This is a genomic window from Asanoa iriomotensis (genome assembly GCF_016862515.1).
GTDB classification, from domain to species: domain Bacteria; phylum Actinomycetota; class Actinomycetes; order Mycobacteriales; family Micromonosporaceae; genus Asanoa; species Asanoa iriomotensis.
In genome coordinates, this window is sequence record NZ_BONC01000008.1 from 49,977 (window position 1) to 68,013 (window position 18,037).

The 18,037-nt window shown below is 72.9% G+C and carries 20 protein-coding genes and 1 riboswitch; of the genes, 10 read left to right on the forward strand and 10 right to left on the reverse strand.

Features of this window, described 5'->3' with window-relative positions; all coding sequences use genetic code 11:
• The first annotated feature begins 24 nt into the window (after positions 1 to 24).
• A riboswitch (TPP riboswitch) is annotated at positions 25 to 137 on the forward strand.
• The 9 genes from Air01nite_RS08195 to Air01nite_RS08235 all read left to right on the forward strand — a co-directional run bounded on the left by Air01nite_RS08195 (position 127) and on the right by Air01nite_RS08235 (position 7,905).
• Positions 127 to 1,446, forward strand: a complete 1,320-nt coding sequence (locus Air01nite_RS08195; RefSeq protein ID WP_203701353.1) for a cytosine permease — start codon at positions 127 to 129, stop codon at positions 1,444 to 1,446. Its footprint overlaps the riboswitch before it by 11 nt.
• On the forward strand, positions 1,443 to 2,054 hold the full coding sequence (thiE, locus tag Air01nite_RS08200; RefSeq protein ID WP_203701354.1) for a thiamine phosphate synthase: 612 nt from the start codon (positions 1,443 to 1,445) through the stop codon (positions 2,052 to 2,054). Before Air01nite_RS08195 ends, thiE begins: the two co-directional genes overlap by 4 nt.
• Positions 2,051 to 3,157, forward strand: a complete 1,107-nt coding sequence (gene thiO / locus Air01nite_RS08205) for a glycine oxidase ThiO (protein ID WP_203701355.1) — start codon at positions 2,051 to 2,053, stop codon at positions 3,155 to 3,157. The genes thiE and thiO overlap by 4 nt, the downstream gene beginning before the upstream one ends.
• Positions 3,154 to 3,351 carry a sulfur carrier protein ThiS gene (gene thiS, locus Air01nite_RS08210; protein WP_203701356.1) on the forward strand — a complete coding sequence of 66 codons (198 nt, stop codon included), beginning with the start codon at positions 3,154 to 3,156 and terminating at the stop codon, positions 3,349 to 3,351. Before thiO ends, thiS begins: the two co-directional genes overlap by 4 nt.
• Positions 3,344 to 4,123, forward strand: coding sequence for a thiazole synthase (locus Air01nite_RS08215; protein ID WP_203701357.1), 780 nt, complete (start codon positions 3,344 to 3,346; stop codon positions 4,121 to 4,123). The genes thiS and Air01nite_RS08215 overlap by 8 nt, the downstream gene beginning before the upstream one ends.
• 17 nt (positions 4,124 to 4,140) lie before the next feature.
• Positions 4,141 to 4,695: a thiamine phosphate synthase gene (locus tag Air01nite_RS08220; protein ID WP_275408188.1), complete on the forward strand. Its 555-nt coding sequence runs from the start codon at positions 4,141 to 4,143 to the stop codon at positions 4,693 to 4,695.
• Positions 4,692 to 5,504: a bifunctional hydroxymethylpyrimidine kinase/phosphomethylpyrimidine kinase gene (gene thiD / locus Air01nite_RS08225; protein WP_203701359.1), complete on the forward strand. Its 813-nt coding sequence runs from the start codon at positions 4,692 to 4,694 to the stop codon at positions 5,502 to 5,504. The genes Air01nite_RS08220 and thiD overlap by 4 nt, the downstream gene beginning before the upstream one ends.
• Positions 5,505 to 5,578: 74 nt before the next feature.
• Complete coding sequence (locus Air01nite_RS08230; protein WP_203701360.1) at positions 5,579 to 6,301, forward strand: alpha/beta fold hydrolase; 723 nt, start codon at positions 5,579 to 5,581, stop codon at positions 6,299 to 6,301.
• An 8-nt stretch (positions 6,302 to 6,309) separates the two neighbouring features.
• A complete protein-coding gene (locus Air01nite_RS08235) occupies positions 6,310 to 7,905 on the forward strand; it encodes an FAD-dependent oxidoreductase (RefSeq protein ID WP_203701361.1) in 1,596 nt (531 codons plus the stop codon).
• A gap of 8 nt (positions 7,906 to 7,913) precedes the next feature.
• On the opposite strand, the gene Air01nite_RS08240 is transcribed toward Air01nite_RS08235, so the two are convergent.
• Positions 7,914 to 8,759 carry a helix-turn-helix transcriptional regulator gene (locus Air01nite_RS08240; protein WP_203701362.1) on the reverse strand — a complete coding sequence of 282 codons (846 nt, stop codon included), beginning with the start codon at positions 8,757 to 8,759 and terminating at the stop codon, positions 7,914 to 7,916.
• A gap of 154 nt (positions 8,760 to 8,913) precedes the next feature.
• On the opposite strand from Air01nite_RS08240, the gene Air01nite_RS08245 reads away from it, so the two are divergent.
• A complete protein-coding gene (locus tag Air01nite_RS08245) occupies positions 8,914 to 9,873 on the forward strand; it encodes an SDR family oxidoreductase (RefSeq protein WP_203701363.1) in 960 nt (319 codons plus the stop codon).
• Between the two features lie 11 nt (positions 9,874 to 9,884).
• On the opposite strand, the gene Air01nite_RS08250 is transcribed toward Air01nite_RS08245, so the two are convergent.
• Genes Air01nite_RS08250 through Air01nite_RS08290 form a run of 9 tightly spaced genes read right to left on the reverse strand, consistent with a single transcriptional unit; the run spans position 9,885 to position 18,003 of the window.
• A complete protein-coding gene (locus Air01nite_RS08250; RefSeq protein WP_203701364.1) occupies positions 9,885 to 10,424 on the reverse strand; it encodes an NAD(P)H-dependent oxidoreductase in 540 nt (179 codons plus the stop codon).
• Positions 10,421 to 10,915, reverse strand: coding sequence for a flavin reductase family protein (locus tag Air01nite_RS08255; protein ID WP_203701365.1), 495 nt, complete (start codon positions 10,913 to 10,915; stop codon positions 10,421 to 10,423). Before Air01nite_RS08255 ends, Air01nite_RS08250 begins: the two co-directional genes overlap by 4 nt.
• Before the next feature lie 11 nt (positions 10,916 to 10,926).
• Positions 10,927 to 11,661: an alpha/beta hydrolase gene (locus tag Air01nite_RS08260; protein ID WP_203701366.1), complete on the reverse strand. Its 735-nt coding sequence runs from the start codon at positions 11,659 to 11,661 to the stop codon at positions 10,927 to 10,929.
• Positions 11,651 to 12,502: an ABC transporter ATP-binding protein gene (locus Air01nite_RS08265; protein WP_203701367.1), complete on the reverse strand. Its 852-nt coding sequence runs from the start codon at positions 12,500 to 12,502 to the stop codon at positions 11,651 to 11,653. The genes Air01nite_RS08260 and Air01nite_RS08265 overlap by 11 nt, the downstream gene beginning before the upstream one ends.
• Entirely contained in the window at positions 12,492 to 13,304 is an 813-nt protein-coding gene (locus tag Air01nite_RS08270) for an ABC transporter ATP-binding protein (RefSeq protein ID WP_203701368.1), read from the reverse strand. The genes Air01nite_RS08265 and Air01nite_RS08270 overlap by 11 nt, the downstream gene beginning before the upstream one ends.
• A complete protein-coding gene (locus Air01nite_RS08275; RefSeq protein ID WP_203701369.1) occupies positions 13,304 to 14,176 on the reverse strand; it encodes an ABC transporter permease in 873 nt (290 codons plus the stop codon). Before Air01nite_RS08275 ends, Air01nite_RS08270 begins: the two co-directional genes overlap by 1 nt.
• Before the next feature lies 1 nt (position 14,177).
• Positions 14,178 to 15,146, reverse strand: coding sequence for an ABC transporter permease (locus Air01nite_RS08280; protein WP_203701370.1), 969 nt, complete (start codon positions 15,144 to 15,146; stop codon positions 14,178 to 14,180).
• On the reverse strand, positions 15,143 to 16,654 hold the full coding sequence (locus Air01nite_RS08285) for an ABC transporter substrate-binding protein (protein ID WP_203701371.1): 1,512 nt from the start codon (positions 16,652 to 16,654) through the stop codon (positions 15,143 to 15,145). Before Air01nite_RS08285 ends, Air01nite_RS08280 begins: the two co-directional genes overlap by 4 nt.
• Positions 16,655 to 16,656: 2 nt before the next feature.
• A complete protein-coding gene (locus Air01nite_RS08290; RefSeq protein ID WP_203701372.1) occupies positions 16,657 to 18,003 on the reverse strand; it encodes an NtaA/DmoA family FMN-dependent monooxygenase in 1,347 nt (448 codons plus the stop codon).
• Positions 18,004 to 18,037 lie beyond the last annotated feature (34 nt).

Here is an 18,037-nt window from a genome sequence, read left to right on the forward strand (position 1 = left end):
CTCGTTGGTTTGTCGTAACCTGCCGCTAGTCACAACGGGAGCTCGGAGCACCGGGCTGAGAGGGCGGCTGACGCGCCGCCGACCGTCGGAACCTGGTCCGGGTAATGCCGGCGTAGGGAGCGTCTCGTGTCAGTGTCCTCGTCCAGCGCCGTCGCCGTCGAGCCCGGTGCCGACCCCGCACGTACCCTCGGATTTCGCGATACCGCCGGGCTGTTCGGCAGTCTCGGTGTCAGCCTGTTGTTGCCCGTTGCGGCAACCTTCGCCGTGCTGCCGGGGCGGTCGCTCTGGGTGACCGTGCTCGCGATCGTGGTCGGTGCCGTGATCGGGTCTCTGCTGCTCGGGCTCGGTGCCGCCGCCGGCGCTCGCGAGGGCGCGCCGACCATGGTGCTGCTGCGCGGGCTGCTCGGGCGCCGGCTGTCGTACCTGCCGACCGTCTTCAACCTCATCCAGTGCATCGGGTGGGCGACCTTCGAGATCTTCATCATCGCGACCGCCGCCGCGCAGGTGCTCGACGCGCCCAAGTGGCCGTTCGTGCTGGTCGCGGGGGTTGCGGCAACCTTCATGGCGATGCGACCGCGCGGGGCCGTGCGGCTGCTCGCCCGCTATGCGGTCTGGGCCGCGTTGATCGCCGGCGCCTACCTGTTCGTCGAGGTGCTGCGGGCCGGGCCGCAACCGCTGACCGGCGACGCCGGCTCGTTCTGGACCGCGGTCGACGTCGTCATCGCGATGCCCGTCTCGTGGTTTCCGCTGGTCGCCGACTACACCCGGTACACACGCAGCGGGCGGGCCGCGTTCGCCGGCGCCGCGGTGGGCTACGGCGCCGCGACGATCGCCTGCTTCCTGCTCGGCGCGCTCGCCCTCGCCGCGTACGGTGCCGGCGGGCTCGACGTCGTCGGCGCCCTCCTGGCCGTGCCGCTCGGCGCCGTCGCGCTGGCCGTGCTGGTCGTCGTCGAGGTCGACGAGGCGTTCGCCAACGTCTACTCGACCGCCGTCTCGGCCGGCAACATCGTCGAGCGGATCGACCGGCGGTTGCTCGCCGTCGTCGTCGGCGCCGCCGCGACGCTGCTCGCGCTGGCCGTCGACATCGTCTCGTACGAGCCGTTCCTGTTCCTGATCGGCGCGGTCTTCGTGCCGCTCGTCGGCGTGTTCGCGATCGCCTACTTCGTGCTGCCGCGCGGCCGCTGGGACGTCTCCGCGACCGCGCCCGCCAGGCCGTGGCTGCTGCTCCCCTGGGCCGCCGGGTTCGTCGCGTACCAGCTCACGTTGCCGACCTTCTTCCCGGAGGTCGGGCACGGCTGGACCGCGTGGTGGACCGCGCGGCAGGCGGATCTCGGCATCGACGCGGCCAACGGGTGGTCGGCGTCGTTGGTCAGTCTGGCGGTGGCCGCACTGCTGACGTTGTTGATTCTGCTGCCGGGACGGCGGCGCCGGGAGGTGGCGGCATGATCGGGCGGCTGCATGTGTTGACCGACGCGGCCGGAGGCCCGCCGGCTCTGGAGGCGGTGCGGGCCGCGCTGGCCGGCGGCGCGCCGGTGGTCCAGGTCAGGACGAAGACCGGGACCGATCGTCAGCGGTACGCGTTCGCGCGCGAGGTGGTGCTGCTGTGTCGCGCGGCCGGCGCCCAGTGCATCGTCAACGACCGGGTCGACCTGGCGCTCGCCGCCCGGGCCGACGGGACGCACATCGGCGCCGACGACCTGCCGGTCGAGGTGGTCCGGCGGATCGCCGGGCCGGCGCACCTGATCGGCGGCACGGCCCGGGATCCGGAGCGGGCGCTGGCGCTCGTCGCGGCCGGTGCGGACTATCTCGGCGTGGGGCCGGCGTTCGCGACCTCCACAAAGGACGGCCTGCCGGATCCGATCGGACCCGAGGGCGTCGCCGCGGTCGCGGAAGCGGTACGCGTACCCGTGATCGCGATCGGCGGGGTGACCGCGGAGCGGGTGCCGTTGCTGCGAAAGGCACACGGCGTCGCCGTCGTCTCCGCGGTGTCGGCCGCGGACGACCCGGCCGCGGCGACCAAGGAAATCCTCGCCGCCCTGGCAGGCCGGTCATGAGCGTGCTCGTGGCCGGCGGCGGTTTGATCGGGCTCGCGGTCGCCTGGCGGGCGGCCCGGCGCGGGCTGTCGGTCATCGTGGTCGACGAGGACCCCGGCAGCGGCGCGTCGCGGGCGGCGGCCGGGATGCTGGCCCCGCTGACCGAGGCGGCCTACGGCGAGGAGGCGCTGCGCGCGCTGAGCCGGACCTCCCTGGACCGCTACCCGGCCTTCCTCGCCGAACTGGCCGCCGACGGCGGGGGCACCGTCGCGCTGCGTACCGCCGGCACGCTCGAGGTCGGTTTCGACGCCGACGACATGGCCGCGCTCGACCGGCTGCACACCTACTATCTCGAGTCCGGCCTGCCGGTCGAACGGCTGACCGCCAGCCAGGCCCGGCGCCGCGAGCCGGCGCTCAGCCCGCGGGTGCGCGGCGCCCTGCACGCGGCCAGCGACCACTCGATCGACCCACGCGCGTTGCACGCGGCCCTGTTCGAGGCCGCCAGCGCCGTGGGTGTCCACATCGTCCGGTCGAGGATCGCGGAACTGGTCGTCACCGACGGGCGGGCAACCGGCCTGCGGCTGGCCGGCGGCTCGGAGCTGACGGGTTCGCCGGTGGTGCTGGCGCTCGGCGCGTGGAGCGGCACCCTGCCCGGCGCTCCCCCGCTGCCGGTGCGGCCGGTGAAGGGCCAGATCCTGCGGTTGCGGGGCGACGAGGGACTGCTGACCGGGACCGTCCGGGCGCTGGTCCGCGGCCGGAGCGTCTACCTGGTGCCCTATGCGGCCGACCGGCTGGTCGTCGGTGCCACGACCGAGGAGCTCGGCTTCGACGCGACCGTCACCGCGGGCGCCGTGCACGACCTGCTCCGGGACGCCATCGAGGTCGTGCCCGACGTCGCCGAGCTGGAGCTGGTCGAGACGCTGGCCCGGTGGCGGCCCGGCACGCCCGACAACGCACCGCTGCTGGGCCCGTCGCCGCTGCCGGGGTTGGTGCTGGCCACCGGCCACTACCGCAACGGCGTGCTGCTCACCCCGGCGACCGCGGACGCGATCGCCGACTTGTTGACCGTGGGTGCGCTGCCGGACTACGCGGCACCGTTCACCGCGGACGGGAGGATGCCATGACCCTGACCGTCAACGGCGAGACCGTGGACCTGGCGCCGGAGGTGACCGTGGCCGCGCTGGTCGCGGAACGCACCGACCAGCGCCGGATCGCGGTGGCCCGCAACGGCGAGGTGGTGCCGCGCGGCGAGTGGGCGACCACGACGCTGGCCGACGGCGACGAGGTGGAGATCCTCGCGGCGGTGGCCGGTGGCTGAGCAGGACGCGTTCCGCCTCGCGGGCCAGGAACTACCCTCGCGGCTCATCCTCGGCACCGGCGGCGTGCCCAGCCTCGACGTGCTGGCCCGCGCGGTCGCGGCGTCCGGCACCGCGCTCGTCACGGTCGCGCTGCGCCGGGTGGAGGCGTCCACCGGCGGTGCGCTGGCGGACGTGCTGGAGCGCGCGGGCGTGCGGCTGCTGCCGAACACGGCGGGCTGTTTCACGGCGCGCGAGGCCGTGCGTACCGCCAGACTGGCTCGGGAGGCCTTCGAGACCGACTGGGTCAAGCTCGAGGTGATCGGCGACGAGCGGACCCTGCTGCCGGACCCGGTCGAGCTGCTCGACGCGGCCGAGCAGCTCGTCGCGGAGGGCTTCACGGTGCTGCCCTACACGAACGACGACCCGATCACGGCACGCCGGCTGGCCGACGCCGGTTGCGCGGCGGTGATGCCGCTGGGCTCGCCGATCGGCAGCGGCCTCGGCATCCGGAACCCGCACAACATCGCCCTGATCCGCGAGGCGGTCGACGTGCCGGTGATCCTGGACGCCGGTCTGGGCACGGCGTCGGACGCGGCGCTCGCGATGGAGCTCGGCTGCGACGGGGTGCTGCTGGCGTCGGCCGTGACCCGCGCCCGCGATCCGGAGCGGATGGCGCTGGCGATGCGGCACGCGGTGGACGCCGGGCGGCTGGCGTTCGGTGCGGGCCGGATCGAGAAGCGCTGGCACGCCGCCATGGCGTCCACACAGGACGCCGGCCTGGCGGCGCTGTGAGACTGCCGCGGCTGCTGGTGCTGACCGACCGAGGCAGGTGCACCGGCCCGCTGGTGGCGACGGTCGCGGCGGCGGTGGAGGCGGGGGCGCGCGCGGTGATGCTGCGGGAGAAGGATCTGCCGGCCGCGGAACGTGCCGTGCTGGCGCGCGCGCTTAGGCGTATCCTTAGTCCTGTGGACGGGACTCTGATCGTGGCCGGCGGCGGCGCCGACGCGGTGCACCTGGCCGCCCGGGACGCGTTCCCGGCGCAGCGGCCGGCGCTCGTCGGCCGGTCCTGCCACGACGAGGCCGAGCTGGCCGCGGCGACGGCCGAGGGCTGCGACTACGTGACGCTGTCGCCGGTCTTCCCGACACCGTCGAAGCCGGGTTACGGCCCGGCGTTGGGCGTCGACGGCCTCGCCGCGCTCACCGCCGGCGCACCGCCGGTCTACGCCCTGGGCGGCGTGCTGCCCAGCAGCGTCAAGGCGTGCCGGGCCGCCGGCGCGTACGGCATCGCGGTGATGGGCCCCGTGATGCGCGACCCCGAGGTCGTCAGATCCTATGTGGACGCTCTAGAGGAGGAGAAACCGTGAACCCGCCTGTCGCGCTGACCATCGCCGGCTCCGACTCCGGCGGCGGCGCCGGCATCCAGGCAGACCTCAAGACCTTCGCGGCACTGCGGGTCTTCGGCACGAGCGCGATCACGGCGTTGACCGCGCAGAACACGCTGGGCGTACGCGGCGTGCACGCGGCGCCGACAGAGTTCGTGGTCGCCCAGATCGCCGCGGTCCTCGACGACCTGCCGGTGGCCGCGGTGAAGACCGGCATGCTGGCGACCGCGGCGACGGTGACGGCGGTGGCCGACCTGGCCGCCCAGGGCCGCCTCCCCCACCTGGTCGTCGACCCGGTGATGGTCTCGTCGAGCGGCGACCGCCTCCTCGAACCGGAGGCGGAGGCGGCTTACCGTGACCGGCTGTTCCCCCACGCATCGGTGGTCACACCCAACCTGCGCGAGGCGGAGGCGCTGCTCGGCGCGACGATCCGCAGCCGGGCGGACCAGCACGAGGCGGCCCGCGCCCTGGGCGACCTGGGCGCGGCGGCCGCGGTGGTCAAGGGCGGCCACCCGGCCGGCGACCCGGACGGCGAGGCGGTCGACGTGGTCTGGGACGGCAAGGAGACGCACGAACTGCGGGCCCGCTGGGTGGACACCCCCAACAACCACGGCACGGGCTGCTCCTTCGCCTCGGCCACGGCCGCCTTCCTGGCCCAGGGCGACGACCTCCGCACGGCCCTTGCGGGCGCGAAGGCCTTCGTCACGAAGGCGATCGCCGGCGGCGCCGCCTGGCGCCTGGGCGCCGGCCACGGGCCGCTCGACCACTTCGCCTGGGCGCAGGTCAAGTAATCGTTCAGTGCCCTTTCACAACGCGCTCCTAGCGTCGGTCTCGACAAACCCAGGTAGTGGAAAGGGACACCATCATGTCGCCCAAACACGGTCTGCCGACCGTCGTCCTCGTGCACGGCGCCTTCGCGGACAGCAGCGGCTTCAACGCGGTCGCTGCGCGGCTGCTCGCGGACGGCTACCCGGTCGCCGCCGCGCCGAACCCACTGCGCGGAGTCGCGTCCGACGCGGCGCAGGTCAAGGCGCTGCTCGACAGCATCGAGGGGCCGGTCGTGCTGGTCGGTCACTCGTACGGCGGCGCGGTCATCTCCGCCGCCGCCGCGGCGAGCGAGAACGTGCGGGCGCTCGTCTATCTCGCGGCGTTCGTGCCCGACACCGGAGAGGCGGTCGGTGACCTGGTCACCAGGTTCCCGGGCAGCACGGTGAACGAGTCGCTGAAGGTCGTGCCGCTGCCCGGCGGTCAGGTCGACCTCTACATCGAGCCGAGTGTCTTCCACGCCCGGTTCGCGGGCGACGTGCCCGCCGAGGAGGCCGCGCTCTTCGCGATCGCGCAGCGGCCGGCCACCGGCAGCGCCTTCGGCGAACCCGCCGCCGGCCCGCAGGCGTGGCACACGATCCCGAGCTACAACCTGATCAGCGGCGCCGACCTGATCATCCCGCCGGCCTTGCAGGACTTCATGGCCAAGCGGGCCAACTCCACCGTGCAGACGGTCGAGGGTGCCTCGCACATGGTCTTCGTCTCCCACCCGGACACGACCGTGGCTTTCATCGAGCGGGCGGCCCACGAGACGGCCGGCTGAGGACGACCGTGGAGGCGCCCCGCGGGCCGACCCTGGACGGCGACCAGTTCGACCGGCTGGCCGACTACGGCGAGCCCGAACACGCCGAGGCCGGCCGGGACCTGTTCCGGACCGGAGACACGGCGTACGACTTCTTCCTGCTCCGGACGGCGACCGTCGACATCGTCAGGGACGCGACGGCGATCGAGCCTGAGCGCCTGATCTACCAGGGCGGTCCCGGCGACTTCCTCGGTGAGCTCAACCTGCTGACCGGCCAGCACGTCTACCTGACCGGGCGGGTGGTGTCGGCCGGCACCGTGGTGCGGATCGGGCCCGCCCAGTTGCGGCGGGCCCTCGCCGAGCAGGTCGACATCGCCGACGTGCTCCTCGCGGCGTTCCGGGAACGACGGGAGGTGATCCGCGACGCGGCCGGCAACGTCCTCGAGGTCGTCGGCCGGCCGGACGCCGCGCGGACGCGGGACCTGCGCGGCTACCTCACCCAGATGCTGCTGCCGCACTCGTGGCTCGACGCGGCCTCGGAAGCGGGACAGTCGCTGATGAGACTCGCCGGGCTCGGCGTGGACGAGCTCCCGGCGGCGACCGTCAACGGGTCGACGCTGCGGCGGGCGACCCCCGGGGCGGTCGCCGAGGTGCTCGGGCTCACCTATCGCGACGACGGGCGTCCCGTCGACGTCGTCGTGGTAGGCGCCGGCCCCGCGGGCCTGGCCGCCGCCGTCTACGCGGCGTCCGAAGGGCTCGCCACGGTGTTGCTGGACCGCACCGGGCTGGGCGGTCAGGCGGCCAAGAGTGCCCGGATCGAGAACTACCTGGGCTTTCCCGCGGGCGTCAGCGGCGCCGACCTGACCCGGCTGGCGATGGTGCAGGCGCTCAAGTTCGGCGTGCGGATGCACGCACCCTGCGCGGTGGCCGGCCTGGACCTGTCCGACGACCGGCGGCCCGCCGTGCTGCTGGCGGACGGCGTGCGCATCGAATGCCGTGCGGTGATCGCCGCGACGGGCGCGCACTACCGGCGTCTCGACGTCCCGGGGTGGGCGGCGTTCGAGGAGGCGGGCTGCATCCGGTACGCGGCGACCGAGCTGGACGTCCGAGGCTACGAGAACCAGCGTGTGACGGTCGTCGGCGGCGCCAACTCGGCCGGGCAGGCCGCCTTGTCACTGGCGGCCCACGGCGCGACGGTGGACCTGGTCATCCGCGGTGCCGACCTCGGAGCAGGCATGTCGTCCTACCTGACCGACCGGATCCAGGCGCATGCCAGGATCCGCACGCACGCCGGCTGCGTCGTCGGCGAGCTCGGCGGCGACGACACCCTTGACGCGGTCGTCCTGCGAAGATCCGAAAGGTCCGACGCACGCCAGCACACGATCGAGTCCCGCGCCCTGTTCTGCTTCATCGGCGCCGACCCGGTCTCGGGCTGGCTGTCGCAGGTGGCGAAGGACGAGCACGGCTTCGTCCTCACCGACTCCGCCGGTCCGACCCTGCCGTTCCAGACCAGCGCGCCGCGGGTCTTCGCGGTCGGCGACCTCCGGGCGGGCTCGACCAAGCGGGTCGCCACGGCCGTCGGCGAGGGCGCGAGCGCGGTCTCCTCCGTCCACGCGGTGCTGTGACCCTCGCCCTACGTCGACCCGATCTGTTGGGCGCCGATGACGGAGAGCAGTTGCAGTTTCTCGTAGCTTTCAGTGCCGGGAACGGCGGTGTAGACGAGCAGGATGTGTGACTGCTCCGGGTCGACAAGTGATTGGCATTTGAGTTCGAGCAGGCCGACCTCGGGATGGATGAAACGCTTGACGTCGTTGTATCCGATGCCCACCTCGTGTTCCTGCCAGACCGACCGGAATTCCTCGCTCTGGGCCAGCAGCAGCTTTTGGAGGTGGGCCGCCCACGAGTCGGGGCCGCGCAGGGTGACCAGCTTGCGCAGGCCCGAGGCGAAGACGCGGGAGTGCAGCGCGTGGTCGTCCGGGTGGTACAGCGCCCGGGTGGCCGGGTCGGTGAACCACCGGTAGCCGATGCTCCGTGAGGGACCCGTGTAGCGGGTGAGATCGCCGGTCAGCGCCACCCCCGGCGGCGTCTGCCGCAGCGTCTCCCCCAACTCGGTGACGATCTCGGCGGGGGTGTCGGTGAGCCGGTCGAAGATGCGCAGCAGCCCCGGGCTGATGTGCTCGCTGATCGCGCCGCGCGTCGGCGGGTTGTGCCCGGCCAGCCGGAACAGGTGGTCGCGCTCGTCGAGCGACAGGTGCAGGCCCTGCGCGAGCGAGGCGATCATCTGCGGGGACGGGTGTGGCCCGCGCTCCCGCTCCAACCGGCTGTAGTAGTCGGCGGAGATGTGGCAGAGCGCCGCGACCTCCTCGCGGCGCAGACCGGTCGTCCGGCGCCGCTGGCCGCGCGGGAGGCCGACGTCCTCGGGCTGCAGTGACTCCCGGCGGCGACGCAGGAACTCCGCGAGCCCGGCTCGATCGATCATTTCTCCTTTCTATCACCGGCGCCGGAACCCAACCTCGGACTGTCAATCCCACCCTGGCGGCCTGGGATTCAGAGGCCGTGGATAAGCCCTCGAATCGGGTGCAGCGTGAATGCGCAGCCACATTCGAGGCACCGCCGAAACGAGGAGCAGCACAATGGCACGCACCCGACCGGAGATCACGGTTCCCGACCTGGCCGGAAAGCTGGCCGTCGTCACGGGCGCCAGCGACGGCGTCGGGGTGGGTCTCGCGGCCCGGCTAGCCGCCGCCGGGGCCGAGGTCGTCATGCCCGTGCGCAACCGCCGCAAAGGCGAGGCGGCGGTCGCGAGGATCAAACAGCAGCACCCGAATGCCGTCGTGTCCCTGCGCGATCTCGACCTGTCGTCGCTGGACTCGGTCGCCGCCCTGGGCGACCGGTTGCGCGGCGAGGACCGTCCGATCCACATCCTCGTCAACAACGCCGGCGTGATGACGCCGCCGACCCGGCAGGTCACGGCGGACGGTTTCGAGCTGCAGTTCGGCAGCAACCACCTGGGCCACTTCGCCCTGGTCGCGAACCTGCTGCCGCTGCTGCGCGCGGGCCGCGCCCGGGTGACGTCGCAGATCAGCGTCGCCGCCAACGAGAACGCCATCAACTGGGACGACCTGCACTGGGAACGGTCCTATCACGCCCGGCGCGCGTACAGCCAGTCCAAGATCGCTTTTGGCCTGTTCGGGCTCGAACTGGATCGCCGCAGCCAGGCGGGCGGCTGGGGGATCACCAGCAACATCTCCCATCCCGGCATCGCGCCCACGAACCTGCTGGCCGCCCGCCCGGAGCTGGGCAGAGCCAAGGACACCGCGGGTGTACGTCTCATCCGCCTGTTCTCCCGCAGCGGCATCCTGGCCGGCACGGTCGAGTCAGCGGCCCTGCCGGCCCTGCTGGCCGCCACCTCACCGACCGCCCGCGGCGCGCGCTTCTACGGCCCGAGCGGCCTCGGCAACCTGTCCGGGCCGCCCGCGGAGCAGACCGTCTACTCCCGACTCCGCAGCACCGACGAGGCCGACCGCGTCTGGCGGATCTCGGAAGAGCTGACCGGCACGACCTTCCCGGCCGAGCTGTCGCCGAACCGGTAGCGACGAGCGGCTCAGGTAGGCGATCGGACCGGCGCCGCGGCGAGGGCGGCCGTCACGGTGTCGCCGTGTGCGGCCACCCAGCGCGCGGCCGCCTCGGCGGGTGCCGCCGCCTGGGGTTCCAGGACGGCAAGGGGCGGTGCCGGCACGGCGGCACCCAGCTCGGCGAGCAGATCGCGCAGGGCCGCGCCCACCGACAGCCGGTGCGCCTCCGACGCCGCGACGGCGACCGGCACGGCGACCACATCGGACAGTTCGTGGTGGCCGAACCGGTCCAGGAAGACCTTCAACAGCCCGGTGTACGTGCCCTTGTAGGTCGGTGTCGCGACGAACAGCAGGCGCGCCGCGCGAACGACGGCGAACGGGTCGGCCAACGGTGACCGGGCCACCGCGGGCTCGGGTCCGAACGTGACGCCGACGAGCTCACCGAGCTCCAACACGGTCGGCCGGGCGAGCCCGGCCCGGGCCGACAGCTCGGCGACGGCCGCGTCGGCCAGGGCCCGGGTGCGCGAACCGGGTCGCGGGTTGCCGATCAGCGCGACCACCGCGCTCATGCCGCGGCCCGAGCGGCGACCGACCCGTAGGCGCCCATGTGGTAGAGCAGCGGGCGGCCGCTCTCGTCGTGCTCGCCGTCGACCGGTTCGGCCAGCACGATCGCGTGGTCGCCGGCGGTGACCCGCTCGGTCACCCGGCACAGCAGCCAGGCGACCGGCGCCGCCAGCAGGGGCACCCCGAACGGTCCGAGGCGCCAGTCGGCGTACGCGGTGAAGCGGTCGATGCCGCTCGTGGCGAACGTGCGGGCCACGTCCTGCTGGCCCTCGCCCAGCAGGTGCACGCCCACGTGCGACGCCCGCGCGAGGGTCGGCCAGCTCGACGAGGCGCGGTCGAGGCAGAACGAGACCAGCGGCGGCCGCAGGGACACCGACGTGAACGACGTCGCGGTGAACCCGGCGGGTGGCGTGCCGGGCGCCGTGACGACGGTGACCGTCGCGGCGTGGCGGCGCAGCAACGTCCGGAACGAGTCCGGACCAAGGGATGCAACCATCGGAGTCTCCTTCACCAGCTGCTGGTCTCGGTCTCGACGATCGGGGCGAGCGGCGGCGTGCCGCGCAGCGCCTCCAGGAACATGACCACGTGCGCGGCCACCGAGCGGTGCGACAGGTCGTTGAGCACGTCGTGGTGGGCGCCGCGGACGACCGACAGCCGCACCGCCGGCAACGCCTTGGCCAAACGGCCGAGGGCGGCCCGGTCGGCGAGCGGGTCGGCGTCGCCGACGAGCAGCAGGTGCGGCACGTCGGCGGTGCTGCCGTAGACGGCGTCGAGCAGATCCGCCGGTACGGCCGCGGCCAGCGCACCCGGCCGGACCGACGGGTCGTCGGTGAGCACGCCACGGTGGACCGGACAGTGGGTGCGGGCGTCGAGCTCCTCGTCCCAGTCGAGCACCCGGTGGGTGTCGTGGCCCGGCAGCCCGGCCAGCACGACCGCGTCCGGCCACCATCGCGCCCAGCGCTGCGGGCGGGCGACGAGCGCACCCAGGGCGACGGCTCCGGTGTCGGCGCCGACCAGGACCAGCGGCCCGACCCGGTCCGCGATGCCGCTGACAGCGGCGCCCAGGGCGGCGGCGAACTCGCTCGACGGGGCCGACAGCACCCGGACGCGGTACGCGTCGGCGGCGAGCCGCGCACCGAACCGGGCGTAGCTGTCCGGCGTCTCGCCCCGGCCGGCGACCACGACGACGGTCCCCCGGGTACGCAGCCCCGGCGGGGCGGTGAAATCGCGTTCAGACGTCATGGCGGATCCCTTCCTCGGTGCGGAGCAGCGCGCGCAGCCTCCGCCGCGAGGCCCGGTCGGCCCGGGCGGAGCGCAGGGTCGGTGCGGAGCCGACGAGCAGGCGGGTGTACGCATGCCGTGGCGTGTTGACGACGGCGCGGGCCGGACCGTCCTCGACGATCTCGCCCCGGTAGAGCACGGCGATCCGGTCGGCCACCCCGGCGACCGAGCCGAGGTCGTGCGAGATGAACACGAGCGCGGTCCCGGCGTCGCGCAGCGACGTGAGGAGCTCGAGCGCCTTCACCCGGTTGGCGGCGTCGAGGGCGCTGACGGGCTCGTCGAGGATGACCACCCGTGGTTCCGTCACCAGGGCCCGGGCGATCGTCACCCGCTGGCGTTGACCGCCGGACAGCTCGCCCGGCAGCCGCGACAACAGCTCCTCGTCGAGGCGCACCCGGGCGAGGTAGGCCCGCACCCGCTCGACGGCCTCCCGGCGCGGCCGGCCCTGGATGAGCAGTGGTTCGGCGAGGGACTCCTCGACGGTCAGGTCGGGGTCGAGGCTGCGCAGTGGGTCCTGGAAGACGTACTGAACGATGCCGCGTCGGCGCAGCGCCCGCCACTGCCGGGCGCGGAACGCGGTGACCTCCGCCCCCGCGACGGTGATCCGTCCGGCGGACGGGCGGACGAGTCCGACGACGGCCCGGGCGAGGGTCGACTTGCCGGAGCCGGTCTCGCCGATGACGCCGACGGTCTCACCGGGCGCGACCGACAGGCTGACCCCGCGCAGGGCGTGCAGCCGGCCCTGCCGGCGGCGGTAGTGCACGTCGAGGTCGGTGACCGCCAGCACGGGCTCAGGCGACATGGGCCAGCTCCCGCACCCGGTCGAGCCCGTACTGCTCGTGCTCGGCGATGAGCAGCCGCGTGTACGCGTGCCGCGGTTCGTAAAGGATCCGCTCGACCGGCCCCTGCTCGACGGTCTCGCCGTCGCGCAGGACCAGCACCTCGTCGCAGAGCTGCGCGACGACGGCCAGGTCGTGCGAGACGACGACGAGGGCCAGCCCGGTGCTCTCGCGCAGCTCGGCGAGCAGGTCGAGGATCTCCGCCTGCACCGTGACGTCGAGCGCGGTGGTCGCCTCGTCCGCGATGAGCACCTGGGGGTCGGCGGCGATCGCGGTGGCGATCAGCACCCGCTGGAGCATCCCGCCGGAGAGCTCGTGCGGATACTGCTGGTAGACCTGCGCAGGGTCGCGCAGGCGCAGCGCGTCGAGCAGTTCCACCGCCCGGCGCCGGGCGTCCCGCCGGCTGAGCCCCTTCTTGACCCGCACCACCTCGGCGATCTGGCCGCCGACCTTGAGCGACGGGTTGAGATACGACGCCGGGTCCTGGAAGACGGCGCTGACGGTCGCCCCGCGCAGCGCGGTCCACTGCCTGCCGGTCAGCCCGGCCACGTCGCGGCCGTCCACCGAGATCGCCCCGCCCGACACCGTGAAATGCGGTGGCAGGATGCCCAGCACCGCCCGGCAGGTCAGCGTCTTGCCGCTGCCCGACTCCCCCACGATGCCGACGGCCTGGCCGGCCTCCAGCGCGAACGAGACACCCTTGACGACGTCCCGGTCGCCGACGCCGTCGTGGATCCGGACGTCGTGCAGTGACAGCAGCGCCATCACGCCTCCCTTCCCGCGCCGGACAGGCCAGCGCGCACTGTGCGGGTGTTGAGCAGTGCCCGGCCGGCCTCGCCGGTGACGTCGCGGATGGCGTCGGCGAGCAGGTTGCAGGCCCAGACGGTGGCCATGATCAGGGCGGTCGGCACCAGCGGCGCCCACGGCTGGAAGCTGAGGTAGCCGAGGTCCGCCGCGAGCACGCCGCCCCAGGTCGGTGCGGGCGGCTGCACGCCGATGCCGAGGAACGTCAGGCTGGACACCACGACGAAACCGACGCCGGTGGTGTTGGCCAGCGCCACCGCGATCGGCGGCAGCACCTTGACCCAGACGTGCCGGCGGATCACCCAGCCGACCGACGCGCCGGCGATGATCGCCGCCTCCACGTACTGCGACCGGGCGACCGACAGCGTCGCGGCCCGGGCGACCCGGTAGAACAGCGGCGAGACCATGATGCCGACCACGAACATCGCCTGCGGGATGCCGTTGCCGAGCAGCGCGGTGACGGCGACCGCGAACACCAGGAACGGCAGGGCGACGAGGGTGTCGGCCAGGCGCAGCGTCAGCCACTCGAACGGCCGGCCGAGATAGACCGACAGGATCCCGGGGACCACGCCCACCACCAGCGCGATCAGGGCCACCTGGACGGCACCGAGGATGCTGACCCGGGACCCGTCGAGCAGCCGGCTGAGCACGTCCCGGCCGAGATAGTCGGTGCCGAGCAGGTGCGCCCACGACGGCGACGCGAGAATGTCGGCGCCGCTCTCGAGCGGGTCGTACGGCGCGAGCACCGGCCCGAACACCGCCAGCAGCCCGACGGTCGCGAGGATGCCGAGTGCGATGCGGCCCGTGGTCAGCCGGGCGATCCGGCGGAGCATGTCACACCCCCCGCGCCGACGCCGGCGCCACCCGCGCCAGGATCAGGTTGACCAGCAGGTTGAACACCACGACGAGGACGACCGAGACGACGAGGACGCCCTGCACGGCCGGCACGTCCCCGCGTTGCGCGGAGCCGGCGGCGAACTGGCCGAACCCCGGCATCCCGAAGATGGCCTCGGTGACCACGGCGCCGCCGAGCAGGTTCGGGAACTTCAGCCCGAGCACCGCCAGGGACGGCCCGATCCCGTTGCGCAGCACGTGCCGGAAGAAGATCCGATGTGGACCGAGGCCGCGCACCACGGCGCCGGTCACGTAGTTCTCCCGGTACGCCGCCACCAGCCCGGCCCGCAGCTGCCGGGCGACGTCGGAGACGGTGTCGAAGCTCAGCGCGATCGCCGGCAGCGTGATGTGCGCCAGCCACACCCCGAACCCCCGCTCCGCCGGCGCATAACCGGCGGAGGGGAACCAGCCCAGGCCCACCGCGAGCACGCCCACCAGTGCGATGCCGACCACGAAGGACGGCATCACCGAGATGAACGTCATGACGCCGGTGACGGCCCGGTCGACCCAGGTGGTGCGGCGCAGTGCCGCGAGGACGCCGAAGCCGAACCCGAAGACCACGCCGATGAGCAGGGCCAACCCGGCCACCGAAAGGCTGATCACGGCGCCCTCGGCGAGCAGCCGGGAGATCTCGGCGCCGTTGTGCCAACTCGTGCCGAGGTCGCCGCGGAGCAGGTCGCCGAACCAGTCGGCGTACTGCGTCAGGAACGGCCGATCCAGTCCCCACTGGTGCTCGATCGCCGCGACGGCCTCCGGGGTGGCCGACTCGCCGAGTTGGAGGTTGGCCGGGCTGAGCCCGCTGAGCGCGCGCAGCGCGAACGTCACGAACGTCGCCACCAGGAACACCGGCACGAAGATCGCCACAGATCGGCCGAGTACGCGTGCCGTGGCCCGCAGGAACCTGGTCACGGCTGGACCCGCAGCCCGGTCCAGTGGATCTGGCCGGGGATCGGCGTGAGGTCGGAGACCTTCGCGGTCTTCACGAAGATGTTCGGCTGGGAGTACGTGAACACCAACGCCCTGCTCTCCAGCCCCGCCCGGGTCGCCGCCTGCAGCTTGGCGGCGTAGTCGGGCGAGTCCAGCGGCGTGCCGCGGGCGGCGGCGACGGCGGCCTCGAAGCCGGCCGGCTGGTACGGCGTGCTCAGGTTGAGCGGCCCGTCGGGTCCGAAGTGGGCGGTCAGCGTCTGCACCGGCGACTCGCGGCCGGTCGTCCCGTACACGGAAAGGGTGAGGTCCTTGGCGAAGAACGGCTTCTCCCAGTTTGGGTCGACCTTGATGGTCACGTCGATGCCGACGGCCTTGAGCTGGGACTGCACGATCTCGGACGCGGTCGCATAGAGGGCACCCTGGATGACCAGGTCGACCTTGATCTGGCCCGGCGCGTAGCCCGCCTCCGCCAGCAGTTGCCTGGCCTTCTCCGGGTCGAACGGGTACCGGTTGGCGGACTCTTCGTCGTAGGCGATGTAGCCCGGCGGGAACGGCTGATCGGTCGCCTTGCCCTTGCCGAAGGTGATCTTGTCGACGTACTCCTGCCGGTTCGTCGCGTACCGGACCGCGTCGACGACCTTCGGGTTGGTGAACGGTTCCTTGTTGACGTTGATGCTGATGTTCGACGCGTTGAACCCCGGCTGGTAGACGACGTCGAGCCCCGCCGCCTCGGCCGTCTTGATCTGCGCGGCGGCGAGGTTCGCGAAGTCGTACACGCCGGTCCTGAGCCCGGAGACGATGGTCGCGGCGTCGGGTGCCGGCAGCAGCTCCACCCGGTCGACATGGATGTTGGCCGCGTCCCAGTAGTCGGGGTTCTCCTTGAGGTAGACGTGCGAGCCCGGCACGTTCTCGGTGACCACGAACGGCCCGGCACCGACCGGCGACTGGTCGAGCTTCGCCGGGTCGAGCGCCGCCTTCGGGCTCGTGATCTGCGCGACCCGCTCCCCCAGCAGCAGCGGAATCTGGTAGTCGACCTGGCTCAGCGCGATCACCACGTCGACGTCGCCCTGCGCCGTCACGGACTTGATCGAGGTGAGGTCGCCGAACAGCGCCGAGTTCTGCTGGGTCTTCGCCCGCTCGAGGTAGGCCTTGACCGCGGCCGCGTTCAACGGCTCGCCGTCGCTGAACGTCAGGCCCGGTCGCAGGTGGAAGGTGACCGCGTCGCCCTTGTCGTTGTAGTCCCAGCTCTGCGCGAGGCCGGGCACGGCCTTGCCGTTCTCGTCGATCTCGGTGAGCGAGGCGTACGCCAGGGACAGGATGCGGAACTGGGCGCCGCTGCCGCTGACCACCGGGTCCCAGTGCGCGGGCAGCGTCACCGCCCAGCGCAGGGTGGACTCGCCGGCCGCGCCACCGCTCCCGCCGTCACCGGCGCAACCGGACAGTCCCAGGGTGAGCGCGGCGAAGGCGGCGACCCATCGTCTGAGCGTCATCGTCAGACCGTCCCCGAGGTCAGGAGGCGGGCGGCCGCGTGCACGTTCGCCGGTACCGGCAGGCCGAGGTTGCCGCGCAAGGTGGTGGCCTCGTATTCGCTGCGGACGACGCCGCGCTCGCGCAGGATCGGCAGGACGCCCTCGGTGAAGCGGGCGAACTCGCTCGGCGCGTTGACGGTGACGTTGACGCCGTCGAAGGCACCCGCCTCCCACCAGCGCTGGATCTCGTCGGCGACCGTGAGCGGCGAGCCCACGAACGGCGACCGGCGCGAGTCCAACTGGTGCCGCACGACCTGGCGCAGCGTGAAACCGTTGTCCGCGGCCAGCTTCTTGATCCGGTCGGCCTGGGTGCGGAAGCTGCGGTCGCCGAGATCGCCGAGTTCGGGGAACGGCGCGTCGAGGTCGTACTGCGTGAAGTCGTGCCAGCCGAACGGCCGCCCGAGCTCCCTGAGCGCGCGGTCGAAGTCCTTGCCGCCCAGCAGCGCGCGCTCCTTCTCGCGGGCCTGCGCGTCGGTGTCGGCGAGGACCAGGCTGATGCCGGGGACGATCAGGACGTTGTCGGGGTCGCGTCCCTTGGCGGCGGCCCGGGCGCGGATGTCGCGGGCGAACGCCTGACCCTGCTCGATCGTCTGGGCGTGGGTGAAGATGGCATCGGCGATGCCGGCACCGAGGTCGCGGCCCTCGTCTGAGTCGCCGGCCTGGAAGATGACCGGCTGACCCTGCGGCGACCGCTGGATGTTGAGCGGCCCGACCACCGAGAAGTGCTCGCCGACGTGGTTCAGCGCGTGCTGGCGCGACGGGTCGAAGAACACCCCACGCTCCTTGTCGCGGGGGAACGCGTCGTCCTCGTACGAGTCCCAGAGCCCTTGCACCACGCGGACGTGTTCGAGGGCGCGGCCGTACCGGGTGGCGTAGTCGTAGTGCTCGGCGCGCCCGTAGTTGCCCGCCGTGCCGCCGTCCCCGGTGGCGACGACGTTCCAGCCGGCCCGCCCGCCGCTGATCACGTCGAGCGAGGCCAACCGGCGCGCGACGTTGAACGGGTCGTTGTAGGAGGTGGTCAGCGTGCCGACCAGCCCGATGTGGGTCGTGTGCACCGCCACCGCGGACAGCAGCGTGAGCGGTTCGAGCCGGTTGAGGTAGTGGTGCGGCGAGTCCGGGGTGATGAACTGGCTGTCGACGATGAAGACGTGGTCGAACTTGGCGGCTTCGGCCTGCTGTGCGCGGGCGACGTACCAGCGGATGTCGACGCTGGCGTCGCCGGGAATCTCGGGATCGAGCCAGGTGCGATGCTGGCCGGGGCCGCCGACTCCAAGGAGCACGGCGCCGAGCTTGAGCTGTCTGCGAGTCATTGTGTCCTCTTCGAGGGTGCGTGGAGGCGCGCGA

Bases quoted from the DNA above. Each gene is read 5' to 3' on its own strand.
- Air01nite_RS08250 (WP_203701364.1), bottom strand. From the start codon at position 10,424: ATGAGCGCGGTGGTCGCGCTGATCGGCAACCCGCGACCCGGTTCGCGC.
- Air01nite_RS08245 (WP_203701363.1), top strand. From the start codon at position 8,914: ATGGCACGCACCCGACCGGAGATCACGGTTCCCGACCTGGCCGGAAAG.
- Air01nite_RS08230 (WP_203701360.1), top strand. From the start codon at position 5,579: ATGTCGCCCAAACACGGTCTGCCGACCGTCGTCCTCGTGCACGGCGCC.
- thiO (WP_203701355.1), top strand. From the start codon at position 2,051: ATGAGCGTGCTCGTGGCCGGCGGCGGTTTGATCGGGCTCGCGGTCGCC.
- Air01nite_RS08270 (WP_203701368.1), bottom strand. From the start codon at position 13,304: ATGGCGCTGCTGTCACTGCACGACGTCCGGATCCACGACGGCGTCGGC.
- Air01nite_RS08275 (WP_203701369.1), bottom strand. From the start codon at position 14,176: ATGCTCCGCCGGATCGCCCGGCTGACCACGGGCCGCATCGCACTCGGC.
- thiE (WP_203701354.1), top strand. From the start codon at position 1,443: ATGATCGGGCGGCTGCATGTGTTGACCGACGCGGCCGGAGGCCCGCCG.
- Air01nite_RS08285 (WP_203701371.1), bottom strand. From the start codon at position 16,654: ATGACGCTCAGACGATGGGTCGCCGCCTTCGCCGCGCTCACCCTGGGA.
- thiS (WP_203701356.1), top strand. From the start codon at position 3,154: ATGACCCTGACCGTCAACGGCGAGACCGTGGACCTGGCGCCGGAGGTG.
- Air01nite_RS08290 (WP_203701372.1), bottom strand. From the start codon at position 18,003: ATGACTCGCAGACAGCTCAAGCTCGGCGCCGTGCTCCTTGGAGTCGGC.
- Air01nite_RS08255 (WP_203701365.1), bottom strand. From the start codon at position 10,915: ATGGTTGCATCCCTTGGTCCGGACTCGTTCCGGACGTTGCTGCGCCGC.
- Air01nite_RS08240 (WP_203701362.1), bottom strand. From the start codon at position 8,759: ATGATCGATCGAGCCGGGCTCGCGGAGTTCCTGCGTCGCCGCCGGGAG.
- Air01nite_RS08260 (WP_203701366.1), bottom strand. From the start codon at position 11,661: ATGACGTCTGAACGCGATTTCACCGCCCCGCCGGGGCTGCGTACCCGG.
- Air01nite_RS08265 (WP_203701367.1), bottom strand. From the start codon at position 12,502: ATGTCGCCTGAGCCCGTGCTGGCGGTCACCGACCTCGACGTGCACTAC.